Origin of the sequence: Segnochrobactrum spirostomi, assembly GCF_009600605.1 — a bacterium.
Classification (GTDB): Bacteria; Pseudomonadota; Alphaproteobacteria; order Rhizobiales; family Segnochrobactraceae; genus Segnochrobactrum; species Segnochrobactrum spirostomi.
In genome coordinates, this window is record NZ_VWNA01000001.1 from 910586 (window position 1) to 923761 (window position 13176).

General features: G+C 68.9%; 10 protein-coding genes. 5 read left to right on the plus strand and 5 right to left on the minus strand.

The features are described from left to right. Positions 1-30: 30 nt before the first annotated feature. Both F0357_RS04065 and uxuA read right to left on the minus strand, forming a co-directional pair. Entirely contained in the window at positions 31-936 is a 906-nt protein-coding gene (locus F0357_RS04065; protein ID WP_153479044.1) for an aldose 1-epimerase family protein, read from the minus strand. A gap of 118 nt (positions 937-1054) precedes the next feature. Beyond that, complete coding sequence (uxuA, locus tag F0357_RS04070; protein WP_153479046.1) at positions 1055-2236, minus strand: mannonate dehydratase; 1182 nt, start codon at positions 2234-2236, stop codon at positions 1055-1057. Between the two features lie 129 nt (positions 2237-2365). On the opposite strand from uxuA, the gene F0357_RS04075 reads away from it, so the two are divergent. The 4 genes from F0357_RS04075 (at position 2366) to rpoD (ending at position 8452) form a co-directional block, all read left to right on the plus strand. Next, positions 2366-3169 carry an SDR family NAD(P)-dependent oxidoreductase gene (locus F0357_RS04075; RefSeq protein ID WP_153479049.1) on the plus strand — a complete coding sequence of 268 codons (804 nt, stop codon included), beginning with the start codon at positions 2366-2368 and terminating at the stop codon, positions 3167-3169. Between the two features lie 14 nt (positions 3170-3183). Continuing rightward, positions 3184-3978 carry a carbon-nitrogen hydrolase family protein gene (locus tag F0357_RS04080; RefSeq protein WP_153479051.1) on the plus strand — a complete coding sequence of 265 codons (795 nt, stop codon included), beginning with the start codon at positions 3184-3186 and terminating at the stop codon, positions 3976-3978. Between the two features lie 86 nt (positions 3979-4064). Beyond that, on the plus strand, positions 4065-6026 hold the full coding sequence (gene dnaG / locus F0357_RS04085; RefSeq protein ID WP_153479062.1) for a DNA primase: 1962 nt from the start codon (positions 4065-4067) through the stop codon (positions 6024-6026). Between the two features lie 449 nt (positions 6027-6475). Then, positions 6476-8452 carry an RNA polymerase sigma factor RpoD gene (gene rpoD, locus F0357_RS04090; protein ID WP_153479072.1) on the plus strand — a complete coding sequence of 659 codons (1977 nt, stop codon included), beginning with the start codon at positions 6476-6478 and terminating at the stop codon, positions 8450-8452. A 273-nt stretch (positions 8453-8725) separates the two neighbouring features. Here the strand turns inward: rpoD and F0357_RS04095 are convergent, their stop codons facing one another. The 3 genes from F0357_RS04095 to F0357_RS04105 are packed head-to-tail and all read right to left on the minus strand — an operon-like array spanning position 8726 to position 12022. Then, positions 8726-10009 carry a D-tagatose-bisphosphate aldolase, class II, non-catalytic subunit gene (locus F0357_RS04095; RefSeq protein WP_153479083.1) on the minus strand — a complete coding sequence of 428 codons (1284 nt, stop codon included), beginning with the start codon at positions 10007-10009 and terminating at the stop codon, positions 8726-8728. Beyond that, positions 10006-10953: a tagatose kinase gene (locus tag F0357_RS04100; RefSeq protein WP_153479085.1), complete on the minus strand. Its 948-nt coding sequence runs from the start codon at positions 10951-10953 to the stop codon at positions 10006-10008. The genes F0357_RS04095 and F0357_RS04100 overlap by 4 nt, the downstream gene beginning before the upstream one ends. Positions 10954-10984: 31 nt before the next feature. After that, on the minus strand, positions 10985-12022 hold the full coding sequence (locus F0357_RS04105) for a LacI family DNA-binding transcriptional regulator (protein WP_153479087.1): 1038 nt from the start codon (positions 12020-12022) through the stop codon (positions 10985-10987). A 408-nt stretch (positions 12023-12430) separates the two neighbouring features. Between F0357_RS04105 and F0357_RS04110 the strand changes: the two genes are divergently transcribed. Then, positions 12431-13162, plus strand: coding sequence for an SDR family oxidoreductase (locus F0357_RS04110; RefSeq protein WP_153479091.1), 732 nt, complete (start codon positions 12431-12433; stop codon positions 13160-13162). The last annotated feature ends 14 nt before the right edge of the window (positions 13163-13176 follow it).

A 13176-nucleotide genomic window follows, 5' to 3' on the forward strand; every position in this document is an offset into this window, starting at 1 on the left:
GGCGGCCTCCACCGCCCGCCCGCTCTCTGGTCAGGCGAAGTCGGCCGGCTCGGCGGCGCGCAACGTCACGGCGATCGCGAAGACACGGGTCTCGCCCGGCACCAGCGTCACGACACCGGGCTTGTCGCGGAACTCGCCGCGATAATCGACCAGATCGGAATGGCCCTGCCACGGCTCGATGCAGACGAACGGCGCACCGGGCTTCGTCCAGATGCCAAGATCGGGCATCCGCGGAAAATCGACCTCGAGCACCGGCGCCCCCGGCGCGCCGTAGACCACGCGGCGGCTCTTCAGGCCTTCGAAGACAAGCGCATCCGCCTCGAACAGGCTGTCGCGCAGCGCGAGCGTGCGGCCTTCGAGTGGGTTGTCGCGCGGCGCCGCCTCGATCTGGCCGGCCGCGTTGAGCTGGCGGATCGGCTCCGGCTCCTCGTGCTCGAAGCGGATCGCATGCGCCGCCCGCGGCGCGCCGTAGGGCAGCGGCCAGCGGAAGGCCGGGTGATAGCCGAAGCTCGCCGACAAGGGCCGCTCGGACGGATTGGTCAGCCGCGCGGCGATGTCGAGGCGCGCGCCGGTGATGGCGAACTCGATGTCGAGGCGGAAATCGAACGGGTAGACCGCCCAGGTCTCGTCGTCGGATTCGAGACGGAAGGTCGCCGAATGGGCCTCGCGGGCGACGATCTCGAAGGTCCGGCGCCGGGCGAAGCCGTGGCGCGGCAGCTTATAGATTGTGCCGTCCACCCGGTATTCGTCGCTCTGCACGCTGCCGACGATCGGAAACAGGATCGGCGCCCGGCTGCCCCAGAACGTGGGATCACCGTTCCACAGCAGATCGCGGCCTTCGGCGTCCTTGAGGCTCTGGAGCTCGGCGCCGAGGGGGGAAATCGTGGCGGACAATTCGGGGGATGCGATCGGGACGAGGTCGTGGTCGGCGGCCATGGCGCGATCTCCGGTCGAGGGAGCAGCAGGGGTAGCACGCGCCGTCCGCCCCCTCAACGGCCGGCCGGTGCGCCGCCCGCACGAGGACGGGCGGCGCACCGAACGTTGAGCGGCGTCGTCAGGCCGCCAGCAGGCGGTCGACCGCGAGCATCACGCCGCGCAGTTCGGCGAGGCCCTTGAGCCGACCGATGCACGAATAGCCCGGATTGACCTTCTTGCCGATGTCGTCGGCGAGGAGATGGCCGTGATCGGGCCGCATCGGGATCGCGGTGTCGGTGCGGCCCTCGGCGGCGCGGCGGCGCTGTTCGCGGGTCAGCGCCGTGATGAGATCGACCATGTCGACGTCGCCGCCGAGATGTTCGGATTCGTTGAACGAGCCGTCGGCCTCGCGGGACACGTTGCGCAGGTGGACGAAGTGGATGCGCGGGCCGAACTCCGCCGCCATCGCCGGCAGGTCGTTGTCGGCGCGCGAACCGTAGGAACCGGCGCACAAGGTGAGGCCGTTCGCCGGGCTGTCGACCGCTTCGAGGATCGCCCTGGCGTCGGCCGCCGTCGAGACGATGCGCGGCAGGCCGAACAGCGAGAACGGGGGATCGTCGGGATGGATCGCGAGCTTGACCCCGACCTCTTCGGCGACCGGCACGACCTCGCGCAGAAACGCGAACAGGTTGTCGCGCATCTCCGCCTCACCGACGCCGTCGAAGGAGAGGATGCGGTCGTAGATCGCTTTGCGGTCGTAGGAATCCTCGCCGCCCGGCAGGCCGGCGATGATGTTGCGCTCGAGGGTCGCGACCTCCTCCTCGCTCATCGCCGCGAGCCGCGCCCGCGCGGTCTCGACGAGGGGCGCCGGATAGGACGCCTCGGCGCCCGGCCGCTTCAGCACGAACACGTCGTAGGCGACGAAGTCCGGCAGATCGAAGCGCAGCGCATAGCCGGTCGTCGGCATGCGATACATCAGGTTGGTCCGGGTCCAGTCGACGACCGGCATGAAATTGTAGCATACGACCGGAATGCCGGCGCGGCCGAGATTGGCGAGCGTGTCCTTCCAGGCATCGACATAGGTCCGCCAGGGACCGCGGCGCAGCTTGATCGAGGTGTGGACGGGGATCGATTCGCACACGGACCACGTGAGCCCGGCGGCCTCGATCATGGCCTTGCGCGTGGCGATGTCGTCCGGCGTCCAGACCCGGCCGTCATAGATGTGGTGGAGGGCGGTGACGATCCCGCTCGCGCCCGCCTGGCGGACGTGATCGAGCGGCACCGGATCTTCCGGCCCGAACCAGCGCCACGATTGCAGCATGAAGTCCTCCCGTCGGGATATCGCATGATGTCGGCCGCGGTTGGTTCCGGGCCCCGCGCTCTTCAATAATCGGGACGGGCCGGGGGCAAAAGCGCTATGAGCGAGCGGACATCTGTTCGGGAGCCTTTCATGACCATCACCGCCTCCTCCGCCGACTTCGAAGGCCGCATCGCCCTCGTCACGGGCACAACGGGGATCGGGCGGGCTGCGGCGCTCCGGCTCGCCGCCGGCGGCGCCAAGGTGGCGGCGCTCGGGATCGACGAGCGCGGCAACGCGCTTCTCGCGGAGACGGCGAAGGCGGACGGCCTCGACATCGTGGTGCGGCGGACCGACGTCTCGGTCGCCGCCGACGTCGAGGCGGCGGTTCAGGAGACCGTGGCGCGCTGGGGCGGGCTCGATGCGATCGTCAACGCGGCGGCCGTGCACCCCTACGGCGACGCGGTCGAGACCTCGCCGGCGACCTTCGCCCAGTGCCTCGCCGTCAATGTGGGCTCGATCCACCTGACGGCGCATTTCGGCGTGCCGGTGATGCGGACGCGGGGACGCGGCGTCATCGTCAACCTGTCGAGCGTCCAGGGCCACGCCTGCCAGGCCGGCGTCGCGGCCTACGTCGCCTCGAAGGGCGCAATCCATGCGCTGACGCGGGCGATGGCGCTCGATTTCGCCGCCGACCGCATCCGCGTCGTCTCGGTCAGCCCGGGCTCCGTGCGCACGCCGATTCTCGAACTCGCCGCCCGCACCTTCGACGGGCCGAACGCCGACATCGAGGCGGTGTTCGCCCGCTTCGGCGCGGCCCATCCGCTCGGCCGCATCGGCGAACCCGAGGAGGTCGCCGAACTGATCGCCTTCCTCGCCTCCGACAAAGCCGGCTTCATGACGGGCTCGGACTACATCGTCGACGGCGGGCTGACCGCCGGCCTCGCGGTGCGCTGAGGAGAGACCCGGATATGCTCGCGATCTATCAGGGCGCCGCCGCGTTCGGCGACAAGGCCGCCAACATCGCCACCATGCGCGCCCGCGCGGCCGAGGCGAAGGCCCGCGGCGCCGAGCTCGTCGTCTTCCCGGAACTCTTCCTCACCGGCTACAACCACAAGCAGGCGATCCGCGCGCTCGCCGAAGCCCGCGACGGCGCCTCGGTCAAGGCGGTTGCCGAGATCGCCCGCGAGATCGGTATCGCCATCGTGTTCGGCTTCGCCGAGATCGGGCCCGATCGGCCCTTCAACACCATCGTACTCCTCGACCGGGACGGCACGCCGCGCGCTTTTTACCGTAAGTTCCAGCTCTTCGGCGCCGACGAGCAGGCCGTCTTCGCCCCCGGCGACGAACTCGTCGCGATCGATTTCCTCGGCACCCGGATCGGCTTCGCGATCTGCTACGACATCGAGTTCCCGGAGCTCGCCCGGGCGCTGGCGCAGGCCGGTGCCAAGCTCATCCTGGTCCCGACCGCGAACATGCTGCCGCTCAACGACGTGCCGACCGTCCTTGTGCGCGCCCGCGCGCTCGAGAACGGCGTCGCGGTCGCCTATGCGAACCTCGTCGGCACCGAAGACGACCTCACCTATTGCGGGCTGAGCTGCATCATCGCGGCGGACGGCCGGGAGATCGCCCGCGCCGACGTGACCGAAACGGCGCTCTTCGTCGTCTCCCGGGAGGAGCTGTTCGCCGCCGATCCGGCGATCCTCTCGACCCAGCTTCGCGACGCCCGCGACCGAGACGCGTTCCGCGTCACACTCACGGCGTGAGGCTTTCGGGGCGAAGGCGCGCCCCGACCGGTGGAGAGGCGGCAAAGGGTTCTTCGGGGGCGCGGCGGCTGTGCTATAATTCGTCGATGCGCTTTCCCGACAGCTTCCTCGACGAGATCCGCCAAAGGTTGCCCCTTTCCGAGGTGGTCGGCCGCCGCGTGACGTGGGACAAGCGCAAGTCCCAGCCGGCGAAGGGCGATTTCTGGGCCTGCTGCCCCTTCCATCAGGAGCGCTCGCCCTCCTTCCACGTCGACGATCGGCGCGGCTTCTACCATTGCTTCGGCTGCGGGGTGTCGGGCGACCACATCCGCTTCGTCACCGAGACCGAGGGGGCGACCTTCCCCGAGGCGGTCGAGCGCCTCGCCGGCATGGCGGGCGTCCCGATGCCGGCGCGGGATGCCGCGAGCGAGCGCCGCGAGGCGCAGCGGCGGACGCTCGGCGACGTCGTGGAACTCGCCGCCAAGTTCTTCGAGACCATCTATCGCGGCGGTGCCGGAGAAGAGGCGCGCGCCTACGCCTCGCGCCGCGCCCTCTCGCCCGAGACCCAGAAGACCTTCCGCATCGGCTTCGCCCCGGCGGAACGCGACGCCCTGAAGCGGCACCTCGCGGCATCCGGCATCGACGAGGCGATGATGATCGAGGCGGGCCTCGTGATCCGCCCGGACGACGGACGTCCCGCCTACGACCGCTTCCGCAACCGGCTGATGATCCCGATCCACGATCTGCGCGGCCGGGTGGTCGCCTTCGGCGGCCGTGCGCTGACGCCGGATCAGGAGCCGAAATATCTGAACTCGCCGGAAGGCCCGCTGTTCTCGAAGCGCACCCTGCTCTTCAACGCCCACCGCGCCCGCGAGCCCGCCCGCGCCGCCGGCTCGATCGTGGTGGTGGAAGGTTATCTCGACGCCATCGCGGTCTATCAGGCCGGGATCCACAGCGTGGTCGCGACCCTCGGCACCGCCTTCACCGAGGACCAGATCGAGAGCCTGTGGCGCCTCGCCCCGGAGCCGGTGATCTGCTTCGACGGCGACCGCGCCGGCATCGCCGCGGCGCACCGGGCGATCGACCGCATCCTGCCGGCGCTGACGAGCGGCCATTCCTTCAACTTCGCCTTCCTGCCGGACGGCAAGGACCCGGACGAGCTCATCGCCAGCGGCGGTCCGGCGCGCTTCCTCTCCGAGGTGCGCGGCGCGGTGCCCTTGTTCGACGTCATGTTCGAGCGCGAGACGACGGCCGCCAGGATCGATACGCCCGAACGCCGCGCGGCCCTCGAAAAGCGGCTCGACGACCTGATCGGGACGATCCGCGACGACCGGGTGCAGCGCGGCTACCGCTTCGCCGCGCGGATGAAGCTCTCCGAAACCTTCTCGATGCTGGTCCGGCCGCGGACGAATCGGTCCGGCGGCGGACGTGGCCGCCAATCGGGCCCGCCCGAGGCGCCGTCGATCTCGCTTTCGACCGCGCTGCCGGCCGAACCGATGGAGCTGGAACGGCTGGTGCTCGGCCTCCTCGTCGAATATCCGGGCCTTCTCGTTCATCACGCCGAATCGGTCGGCCGCGCGCCGTTCCTGATCGACGTCCACCGCCGTTTCCGCGACGCCCTCCAGGACCTCGCCGCCGAAGAGGGCTTATGGGACGGCGACGGGGCCGCGATCGCCGCGCGCCTCGACGGCCACTTCTTTTCGCTGCTCGCCGAAATCCTGGGCATGGAGGACGACGGCCTGCGCCGCGGCCATCGGCTTCGAGCGCGCTTCCCGATTCTCGCCTTCCATCCGAGCGAGGATTTCATCGAGCGCTGTCTCGTCCATTTCCTGAGCCGGCTCGAGCTGCGCTCGATCGCCGCCGAGCTCGAACGGGCGGTTTCCCAGGCCGAACGGGAGGAGCTGACGGCGGAATTGTGGGAGCAGATCCAAGTCTACAAGCGCGAGGTCGAACACCGCGAAGACGAGATTCTGCGCCGGGAACGCGAATTCGCCGACGAGATGCGGGCAATCAGGGCGGCTTACGGCGCCGCCCTGCCTTCGATCGAACACGCGGCCGCGGGAGGGTAGATATCCAGCGCTTTTTTCGGTCCTTGCTTGTTCCCAAAAACGAATCATGCCTTGCGGATTCGCGATGAGTCGCTATCTAGAGCCCTCTGGACAGACCTGCTCGGTGGCCCGAGCCGGCTCCTTCGTGCGTTCCGGTGATTGCGGGACGAACGAAGGGACCGGCATTCCGGCGGTGCAGTCCGGCGGACGCCACGGCTATGGAACCTTGGCATGATGGTCGCTTGAGTTGAAAGCCGCGAGGGGAGCCCCACCCTGATCATGGAGTTCGTGGCGTAAGGACCCGGCGGCAGCGCGCGTTCGCTTACGGGTCGTGCCACCTTCTCGACGTCCGATGGATAAGCGGAAAAGACGCGTTTCGCACGCGTCGAAAGATCGTTCGAAACCGGCACGGCCCGTTCACGCGCCGCGCCGACCCGCCGGAGGCGACCGGCCGGTTCTGGAGACCAAGTATGGCAGCGAAGGCGACCGAGACCGAAGAGACCCAGGAAGCGGCGGTCGAGAACGAGAACGGCCCGCTGCTCGACCTGTCGGATGCGGCGGTCAAGCGGATGATCAAGCTCGCCAAGAAGCGCGGCTACGTCACCTATGACGAGCTGAACGAGGTGCTGCCCTCCGAAGAGGTCACCTCCGAGCAGATCGAAGACACCATGGCGATGCTCAACGACATGGGCATCAACGTGATCGACGCCGAAGAGGCCGAAGAGGCCGACGGCGCCGCCGCAGGCGGCGACGGCGAGGAAGAAGGCGGCGACCTCGTTGAGGCTTCCTCGACCGCGGTTGCGCGTCCGACCGTCGCCCGCGAGACGGCCGAGCGCACCGACGATCCGGTCCGCATGTACCTGCGCGAAATGGGCTCGGTCGAGCTCTTGTCGCGCGAGGGCGAAATCGCGATCGCCAAGCGCATCGAGGCGGGCCGCGAGGCGATGATCGCCGGGCTCTGCGAGAGCCCACTGACCTTCCAGGCCATCATCATCTGGCGCGACGAGCTCGTCGAAGGCCGCGTACTCCTGCGCGACATCATCGACCTCGAGGCCTCCTATTCCGATCCCGACGCCAAGCCGCCGATGGACCCGGAGGCCGAGGCCGAGGCCGAGGAGGAGCCGCTGCCGCGCGAGCCGGTCAGCGACGGCGAGGACGACGGCGACGAGTTCGAATCGAACATTCCGCTCGCCGCGATGGAAGCCGAGCTGAAGCCGAAGGTGCTCGAGACCTTCGACCGCGTCGCCGAGAACTACAAGAAGCTGCGCCGGCTGCAGGACCAGAACGTCGAGCAGCGCCTGCAGAACAAGCTGCTGTCGCCCTCCCAGGAGCGCCGCTACAAGAAGCTGCGCGACGAGATCGTGGCGGACGTGAAGAGCCTGTCGCTCAACCAGAACCGCATCGATACGCTGGTCGAGACGCTCTACGACATCAACAAGAAGCTGATCGGCAACGAAGGCCGGCTGCTGCGCCTGTCCGAATCGTACGGCGTGACGCGCGAGGACTTCCTGCGTCAATACCAGGGCTCGGAGCTCGATCCGAACTGGATCCGCCGCGTCGCCAACCTGTCCTCCAAGGGCTGGCGCGAGCTTCTGATGCGCGAGAAGGACCGGGTGCGCGAGCTGCGCCAGGAGATCCAGACGCTCGCCACCGAGACCGGTCTCGAGATCATCGAGTTCCGCCGCATCGTCGCGATGGTGCAGAAGGGCGAGAAGGAAGCCCGGCAGGCGAAGAAGGAGATGGTCGAGGCCAACCTCCGCCTCGTGATCTCGATCGCCAAGAAGTATACCAACCGCGGCCTGCAGTTCCTGGACCTCATCCAGGAGGGCAACATCGGCCTGATGAAGGCCGTGGACAAGTTCGAGTACCGCCGCGGCTACAAGTTCTCGACCTACGCGACGTGGTGGATCCGCCAGGCGATCACCCGCTCGATCGCCGACCAGGCGCGCACCATCCGCATCCCGGTCCACATGATCGAGACGATCAACAAGATCGTGCGCACCTCGCGCCAGATGCTCCACGAGATCGGCCGCGAGCCGACCCCGGAAGAGCTCGCCGAGAAGCTCGCGATGCCGCTCGAGAAGGTCCGCAAGGTCCTCAAGATCGCCAAGGAGCCGATCTCGCTCGAGACCCCGATCGGCGACGAGGAGGATTCCCACCTCGGCGACTTCATCGAGGACAAGAACGCGATCCTGCCGATCGACGCGGCGATCCAGTCGAACCTGCGCGAGACCACGACGCGCGTGCTCGCCTCGCTCACCCCCCGCGAGGAGCGCGTGCTGCGCATGCGCTTCGGCATCGGCATGAACACCGACCACACGCTGGAAGAAGTCGGCCAGCAATTCTCGGTGACGCGCGAACGCATCCGTCAGATCGAGGCGAAGGCGCTGCGCAAGCTCAAGCACCCGAGCCGCTCGCGCAAGCTCCGCTCGTTCCTCGACAACTGAGGACGGGGGCGCGGGCGTTGGGGGCTCGCTCGCGGCGGTAACCCCACCCCGCCGGCCTTCGGCCGTCGACCCTCCCCCTGACAGGGGAGGGTGAAGCGGGTGTGTTTTTGGCGACCCTCTCGCCGACCACTCCGCCTTTTTCCGCAAACGCTAACCTACTCGCATCTCACGCCTTATCCACGCGCGACCACCCTCCCCTGCCAGGGGGAGGGTCGCCGGCGGAGCCGGCGGGGTGGGGTGCCCGCCACGTGCGAGCCTCCCCGAACCCATCCCTCACATCGCCCCGCAGGCCGCATCGTACGGCGCCAGCGAGCGCTGGACGGCGGCGATCAGGAGATCGTGGGGCCGCGCCGCGAGGCGGCCGGCGGCGACGGCCGGATAGAGCGGGCCGAGATATTGGCTGATCAGCGTTTCCGGAATGCGCCGGCCGTCGAGCCGGGCGAGGAGGCGCGCCACCGCCGCGGCGGCATGCGGATGCGGCCAATAATAGCGGATGCGGTCCGAATAGCTGAAATGCCGCTGGAGCCGCTGCTCGTCCGGCGTGCCCGGATAATAGCGCGCCCAGTTCCCCGGTTCGGCGAGCATCAGGTGCTCCATCGCCGCCTCGAGCGTGTCCTCCGGGCGCAGCGCATCGAGCGCGACGGCGATGCGGTCGAGGCCGTAGAGCGCCTCGCGCAGGGCAAACGTCGCCCCCGGACCGACCTTCAGAATAGCGAAGCCGTCCTCGACGAGGCCGGCGAGTGCCTCGGCCGGCTGATAGTCGGTCGAATGCGCCTCGAACACGAACTGCGAGAGATCGTCGAGCGTGGCGCTGAGCCGGCGCGCCTTGTCGCGGTCGTAGACGACGACGTTCTCGTTGCCGAACTCGACGCCGGGCTGCACCACGACGCCGATCGCCCGCTCGAACGCGGCAGCCGCCCCCGCCTTGTGGAAGGCGCGGCGGTGCACCTCGACCGTCTCCCGCGCCGCCTCCGGGCTCGTCACGGCGAGATGGTCGAGCGCCTCCATGGCGCCGCCCGGGATCGGCACCTCGGTGCCGATGACGTAGACCGGCGCCTCGAAGCCGGAGCCGTCGGCGGCGCGCTCGGCCACGGCGGCGAGGCGCGCGGCGCGCTCGGCCGTCACGGCGTCCGGCAGCGCGACCGGCTCGCCGGCGCAGCCCATGCTGGTATCGAGGTGGATCTTGGTGAAGCCCGCCGTCACGTAGGCGTCGATCATCGCCTCGGCGCGGGCGAGCGCCTCCTCGGCCGGCAGCGCCTTCCAGGGGTTCGGCCCGAGATGGTCGCCGCCGAGGATGAGCTTCGACGTGTCGAACCCGACCTTCGCCGCGATCTCCTCGACGAAGCGGCGGAAATCGGCCGGCTTCATGCCGGTGTAGCCGCCCTCCTGGTTGACCTGGTTGCAGGTCGCCTCGATGAGCACGTCGCGCCCGGTGCCGAGGGCCGCCCGCAGCGCCGCCTCGACGACGAGCGGATGGGCGGAGCAGACCGAAGGAATGCCGCGGCGCTGCCCGCGCGCATAATCGCGGGGCAGATCGTTCAGGGTGCGGTTGGTCATGCGCGGCTCCGGGCGGTTGCGAAGAAGGTCTCGAGATCGGCGCGGGTGGAGGTGCCCTCCATCGGGCCGCGCCGGGTGACGGCGCGGGCGCCGCAGGCGTTGGCGATGCGGAGCGCCTGCGCGGGAGGCTCCCCGGCGAGCCAGCCGACCAGAAAGGCGGCGCCGAAGCTGTCGCCGGCGCCGGTCGGGTCGGTCTCGTCGACGACGAAGCCGGGAACCGCGACCGAACCGGTCTTGTCGTGATAGCTGGCGCCGGCGGCGCCGCGCTTCACCACGATCGCCGCGATGCCGCGGCCGAGGAGATCGGCGATCGCGCCCGCCTCATCCGCCGCATCGGAGAACAGGAACAGTTCCGGGCCGCTCGGCAGGAAGAGATCGGTCGCCGCCAGCACGTCGTCGAGCGCCGCGCGCAGCCCGGTGAGGCCCAGGATCTCCTTGCGGATGTTGGGGTCGAACGAGACGCTGCCGCCGCGTCCCTTGATCGAGGCGATGGCGTGCCGGATGAGATCGACGACACCCTCGGACACGAGCGACGAGCCCATGACGTGGAGGTGGCCCGCGCCGGCGATCAGCGCCTCGGCCTCCGCGGTGCGGGCGATCCGCCCGCTCGCGCTGTGCTTGATGTTAAAGACGAAGTCGCGGTCGCCGCTCGCCCGGTAGCGGACGAAGGCGCTGCCGGTGACGAGGTCGTCGTCGATGCCGATCGCCGAGACGTCGACGCCGTCGCGGGCGAGCCGGTCGAGATTGACCCGGCCGAAATCGTCGGCGCCGACCCGGCTTACCATGCCGCACGGATGGCCGAGCTTCGCCACCTGATCGATGAAGATCGCCGGGGCGCCGGAGGGGAACGGCCCGGTCAACGCGATCGGCTCGCGGAAGCCCTCGCCGATGGTGTCCGCCATGATCTCGACGAGGATCTCGCCGATCGTAATGACCTTTTTCATGGGATTTTTCTGTCTCGATCGTCGGATGAAATCAGGCCGAATCCCGCATCACGAGCTTCGCCTCGATGCGCAGTTGCTCGGCCTTCGATGGCGGCGCACGAAAATCGTCGTCGTCGATTCGGGCGAGCAGAAGCTCGACGCCGAGATGGCCGAGGCGGTCGAAATCCTGAGCGACGGTGGTGAGCGGCGGGCAGGTATAGCGGCTGAGCGGCTGGTCGTCGTGGCCGGCGACCCGGATGTCGCAATCGGGCTCGCGGCCGATCTTCCAGCCGTGCCGGAAGAGCGCAGCGATGACGCCGGTGGCGATGCGGTCGTTGGCGCACAGCACCGTGCGGGTCGGAAAGCCGGCGCCGGCGAGGACGCGCTGGGTCTCGACGAAACCGACATCCTCGAACCGCCAATCGTGGTGGTGGGCGACGGTGATGACCTCCGGCTGGAAGCCGAGGCGCTGCATGGTCTGGAGATAGGCTTCCCGCCGCTCGGACGCATTGTGGTTGACCGCCGGCATGTCGAAGAAGGTCGGCGGCGTCCCCGTGCGGCAGAGATATTCGGTGATGAGCGGCACGCTCTGGAAATTGTCGGTGCCGACGAACGGCGTCTCGTCGTCGAGCCGGGAATCGAGAAAGACGATCGGAATGCGCGATTGCAGGCTCTGCATCAGCGTCATGTCGGAATTGACGCCGAGCGGCGCGACGATGGCGCCGGCGATCTTCAGCGACAAGAGCGTCTCGATGGAGCGGCCCTCGAGCTGCGGATCTCCGCGCGAGGACAGCACGATGACGAGATAGCCGCTCGCCGCGCAGCTCTCTTCGATGCGCCGCACCAGCTCGGAGAAGAACGTATCGGCGGTGTCCGGCACGATGACGCCGATGATCTTCGGCCGCCTTTTGTTCAGGTTCACTGCGAACAGGTTCGGACGGTAGTCGTATTTGGTCAGCGCCGCTTCGATCTGGGCTCGGGTCGATTTGCGGACGCTGTTCGGGTCGTTGAAATATTTGGAGACGGTCGGCCGCGAGATCCCGCTGAGCTGCGAGAATTCAGCCATGTTCTTGATCTTGTTGTGCTTCATCGCAGGCTTTCGAATCGACCCGTCTTTTCTTTCGATCGCACGTCTTCGAGATCAGCGCAGCGCGAGCCCCGATCTCCCCGCCCCGCATCGGATGCGCGCCGAGCCCGGCCTCGGCGCGACCGGCCGGACCAAGCCTTGCCGCATCCTCTTGACGAAAAGGCTAGCACAAAATTTGACGCGAGCAATGTTGTAAGTTGACGCGGTGAGTAAGCCTCGCATAGCCTCGTCGCCACAAACAAAATGAACGGGAGGAAGGCCCCCGGCTCCGCCGGATGGCATTCCACAAGGCCAGATCGAAGACCGCGCCGGCGAGGAACGCCGAGCGATGCGCCGCCGCGCCATCCCGCGCGAAGGGGCATCGTCACGCGCGTCCGCGACGACCGCCTGCCCGGCCACGGGAGGACGACCATGAGCGGAGACCTGTCGGGCAAGATCGTGCTCGTCACCGGGGCGAGTTCCGGCATCGGCCGCGCGCTCGCCCGCGCCGTGGCCGCGGCCGGCGCGACCGTCGCCCTCGCCGCCCGCTCGACGGAGCGCCTCGCGGCCGTCAAGGCGGAGATCGGTGCGGCGGAGACGCTCGTTCTTCCCGGCGATCTCTCCCGCCCGGCCGATGTCGAGGCGATGGTGGCGACCACGCTCGCGACCTTCGGCCGGATCGACGTGCTGCTCGCCAATGCCGGCCTCTACATGCCGGGGGACGCCGCCGAGGGCGACGCCGACGCCTGGGACGAGGTTATTGCGGTCAACGTCAACGCGGTGTTCCGCAGCGTGCGGGCGGTGCTGCCCGGCATGATCGCCCGCGGCGCCGGCGATGTCCTCGTGACGAGCTCCATTTCCGGCCATCAGGCCATCCCGTGGGAGCCGGTCTACAGCGCGACCAAGCATGCCGTGCAGGCGTTCGTCCACGGCGTGCGGCGGCAGGTGGCGAAGCATGGCGTGCGCGTCGGCGCCGTCGCGCCCGGCGTCGTCCTCAACGAGCTCTGGGGCATCGGCGATCCCGGCGCCATCGAGGCCAAGGTCGCCGCGCGGGAGGGCATCCGCTCCGAGGACGTGGCCGAGGCGGTTCTCTTCATGCTGACGCGTCCGCCTCACGTGACGATCCGCGACCTCGTGATCCTGCCGCAGAACCAGGACATCTGAGCCGGGACGCCGCC

Excerpts from the sequence above, each read along its gene's own strand:
- F0357_RS04065 (WP_153479044.1), bottom strand. The coding sequence starts at position 936 with ATGGCCGCCGACCACGACCTCGTCCCGATCGCATCCCCCGAATTGTCC.
- uxuA (WP_153479046.1), bottom strand. The coding sequence starts at position 2,236 with ATGCTGCAATCGTGGCGCTGGTTCGGGCCGGAAGATCCGGTGCCGCTC.
- F0357_RS04075 (WP_153479049.1), top strand. The coding sequence starts at position 2,366 with ATGACCATCACCGCCTCCTCCGCCGACTTCGAAGGCCGCATCGCCCTC.
- F0357_RS04080 (WP_153479051.1), top strand. The coding sequence starts at position 3,184 with ATGCTCGCGATCTATCAGGGCGCCGCCGCGTTCGGCGACAAGGCCGCC.
- dnaG (WP_153479062.1), top strand. The coding sequence starts at position 4,065 with ATGCGCTTTCCCGACAGCTTCCTCGACGAGATCCGCCAAAGGTTGCCC.
- rpoD (WP_153479072.1), top strand. The coding sequence starts at position 6,476 with ATGGCAGCGAAGGCGACCGAGACCGAAGAGACCCAGGAAGCGGCGGTC.
- F0357_RS04095 (WP_153479083.1), bottom strand. The coding sequence starts at position 10,009 with ATGACCAACCGCACCCTGAACGATCTGCCCCGCGATTATGCGCGCGGG.
- F0357_RS04100 (WP_153479085.1), bottom strand. The coding sequence starts at position 10,953 with ATGAAAAAGGTCATTACGATCGGCGAGATCCTCGTCGAGATCATGGCG.
- F0357_RS04105 (WP_153479087.1), bottom strand. The coding sequence starts at position 12,022 with ATGAAGCACAACAAGATCAAGAACATGGCTGAATTCTCGCAGCTCAGC.
- F0357_RS04110 (WP_153479091.1), top strand. The coding sequence starts at position 12,431 with ATGAGCGGAGACCTGTCGGGCAAGATCGTGCTCGTCACCGGGGCGAGT.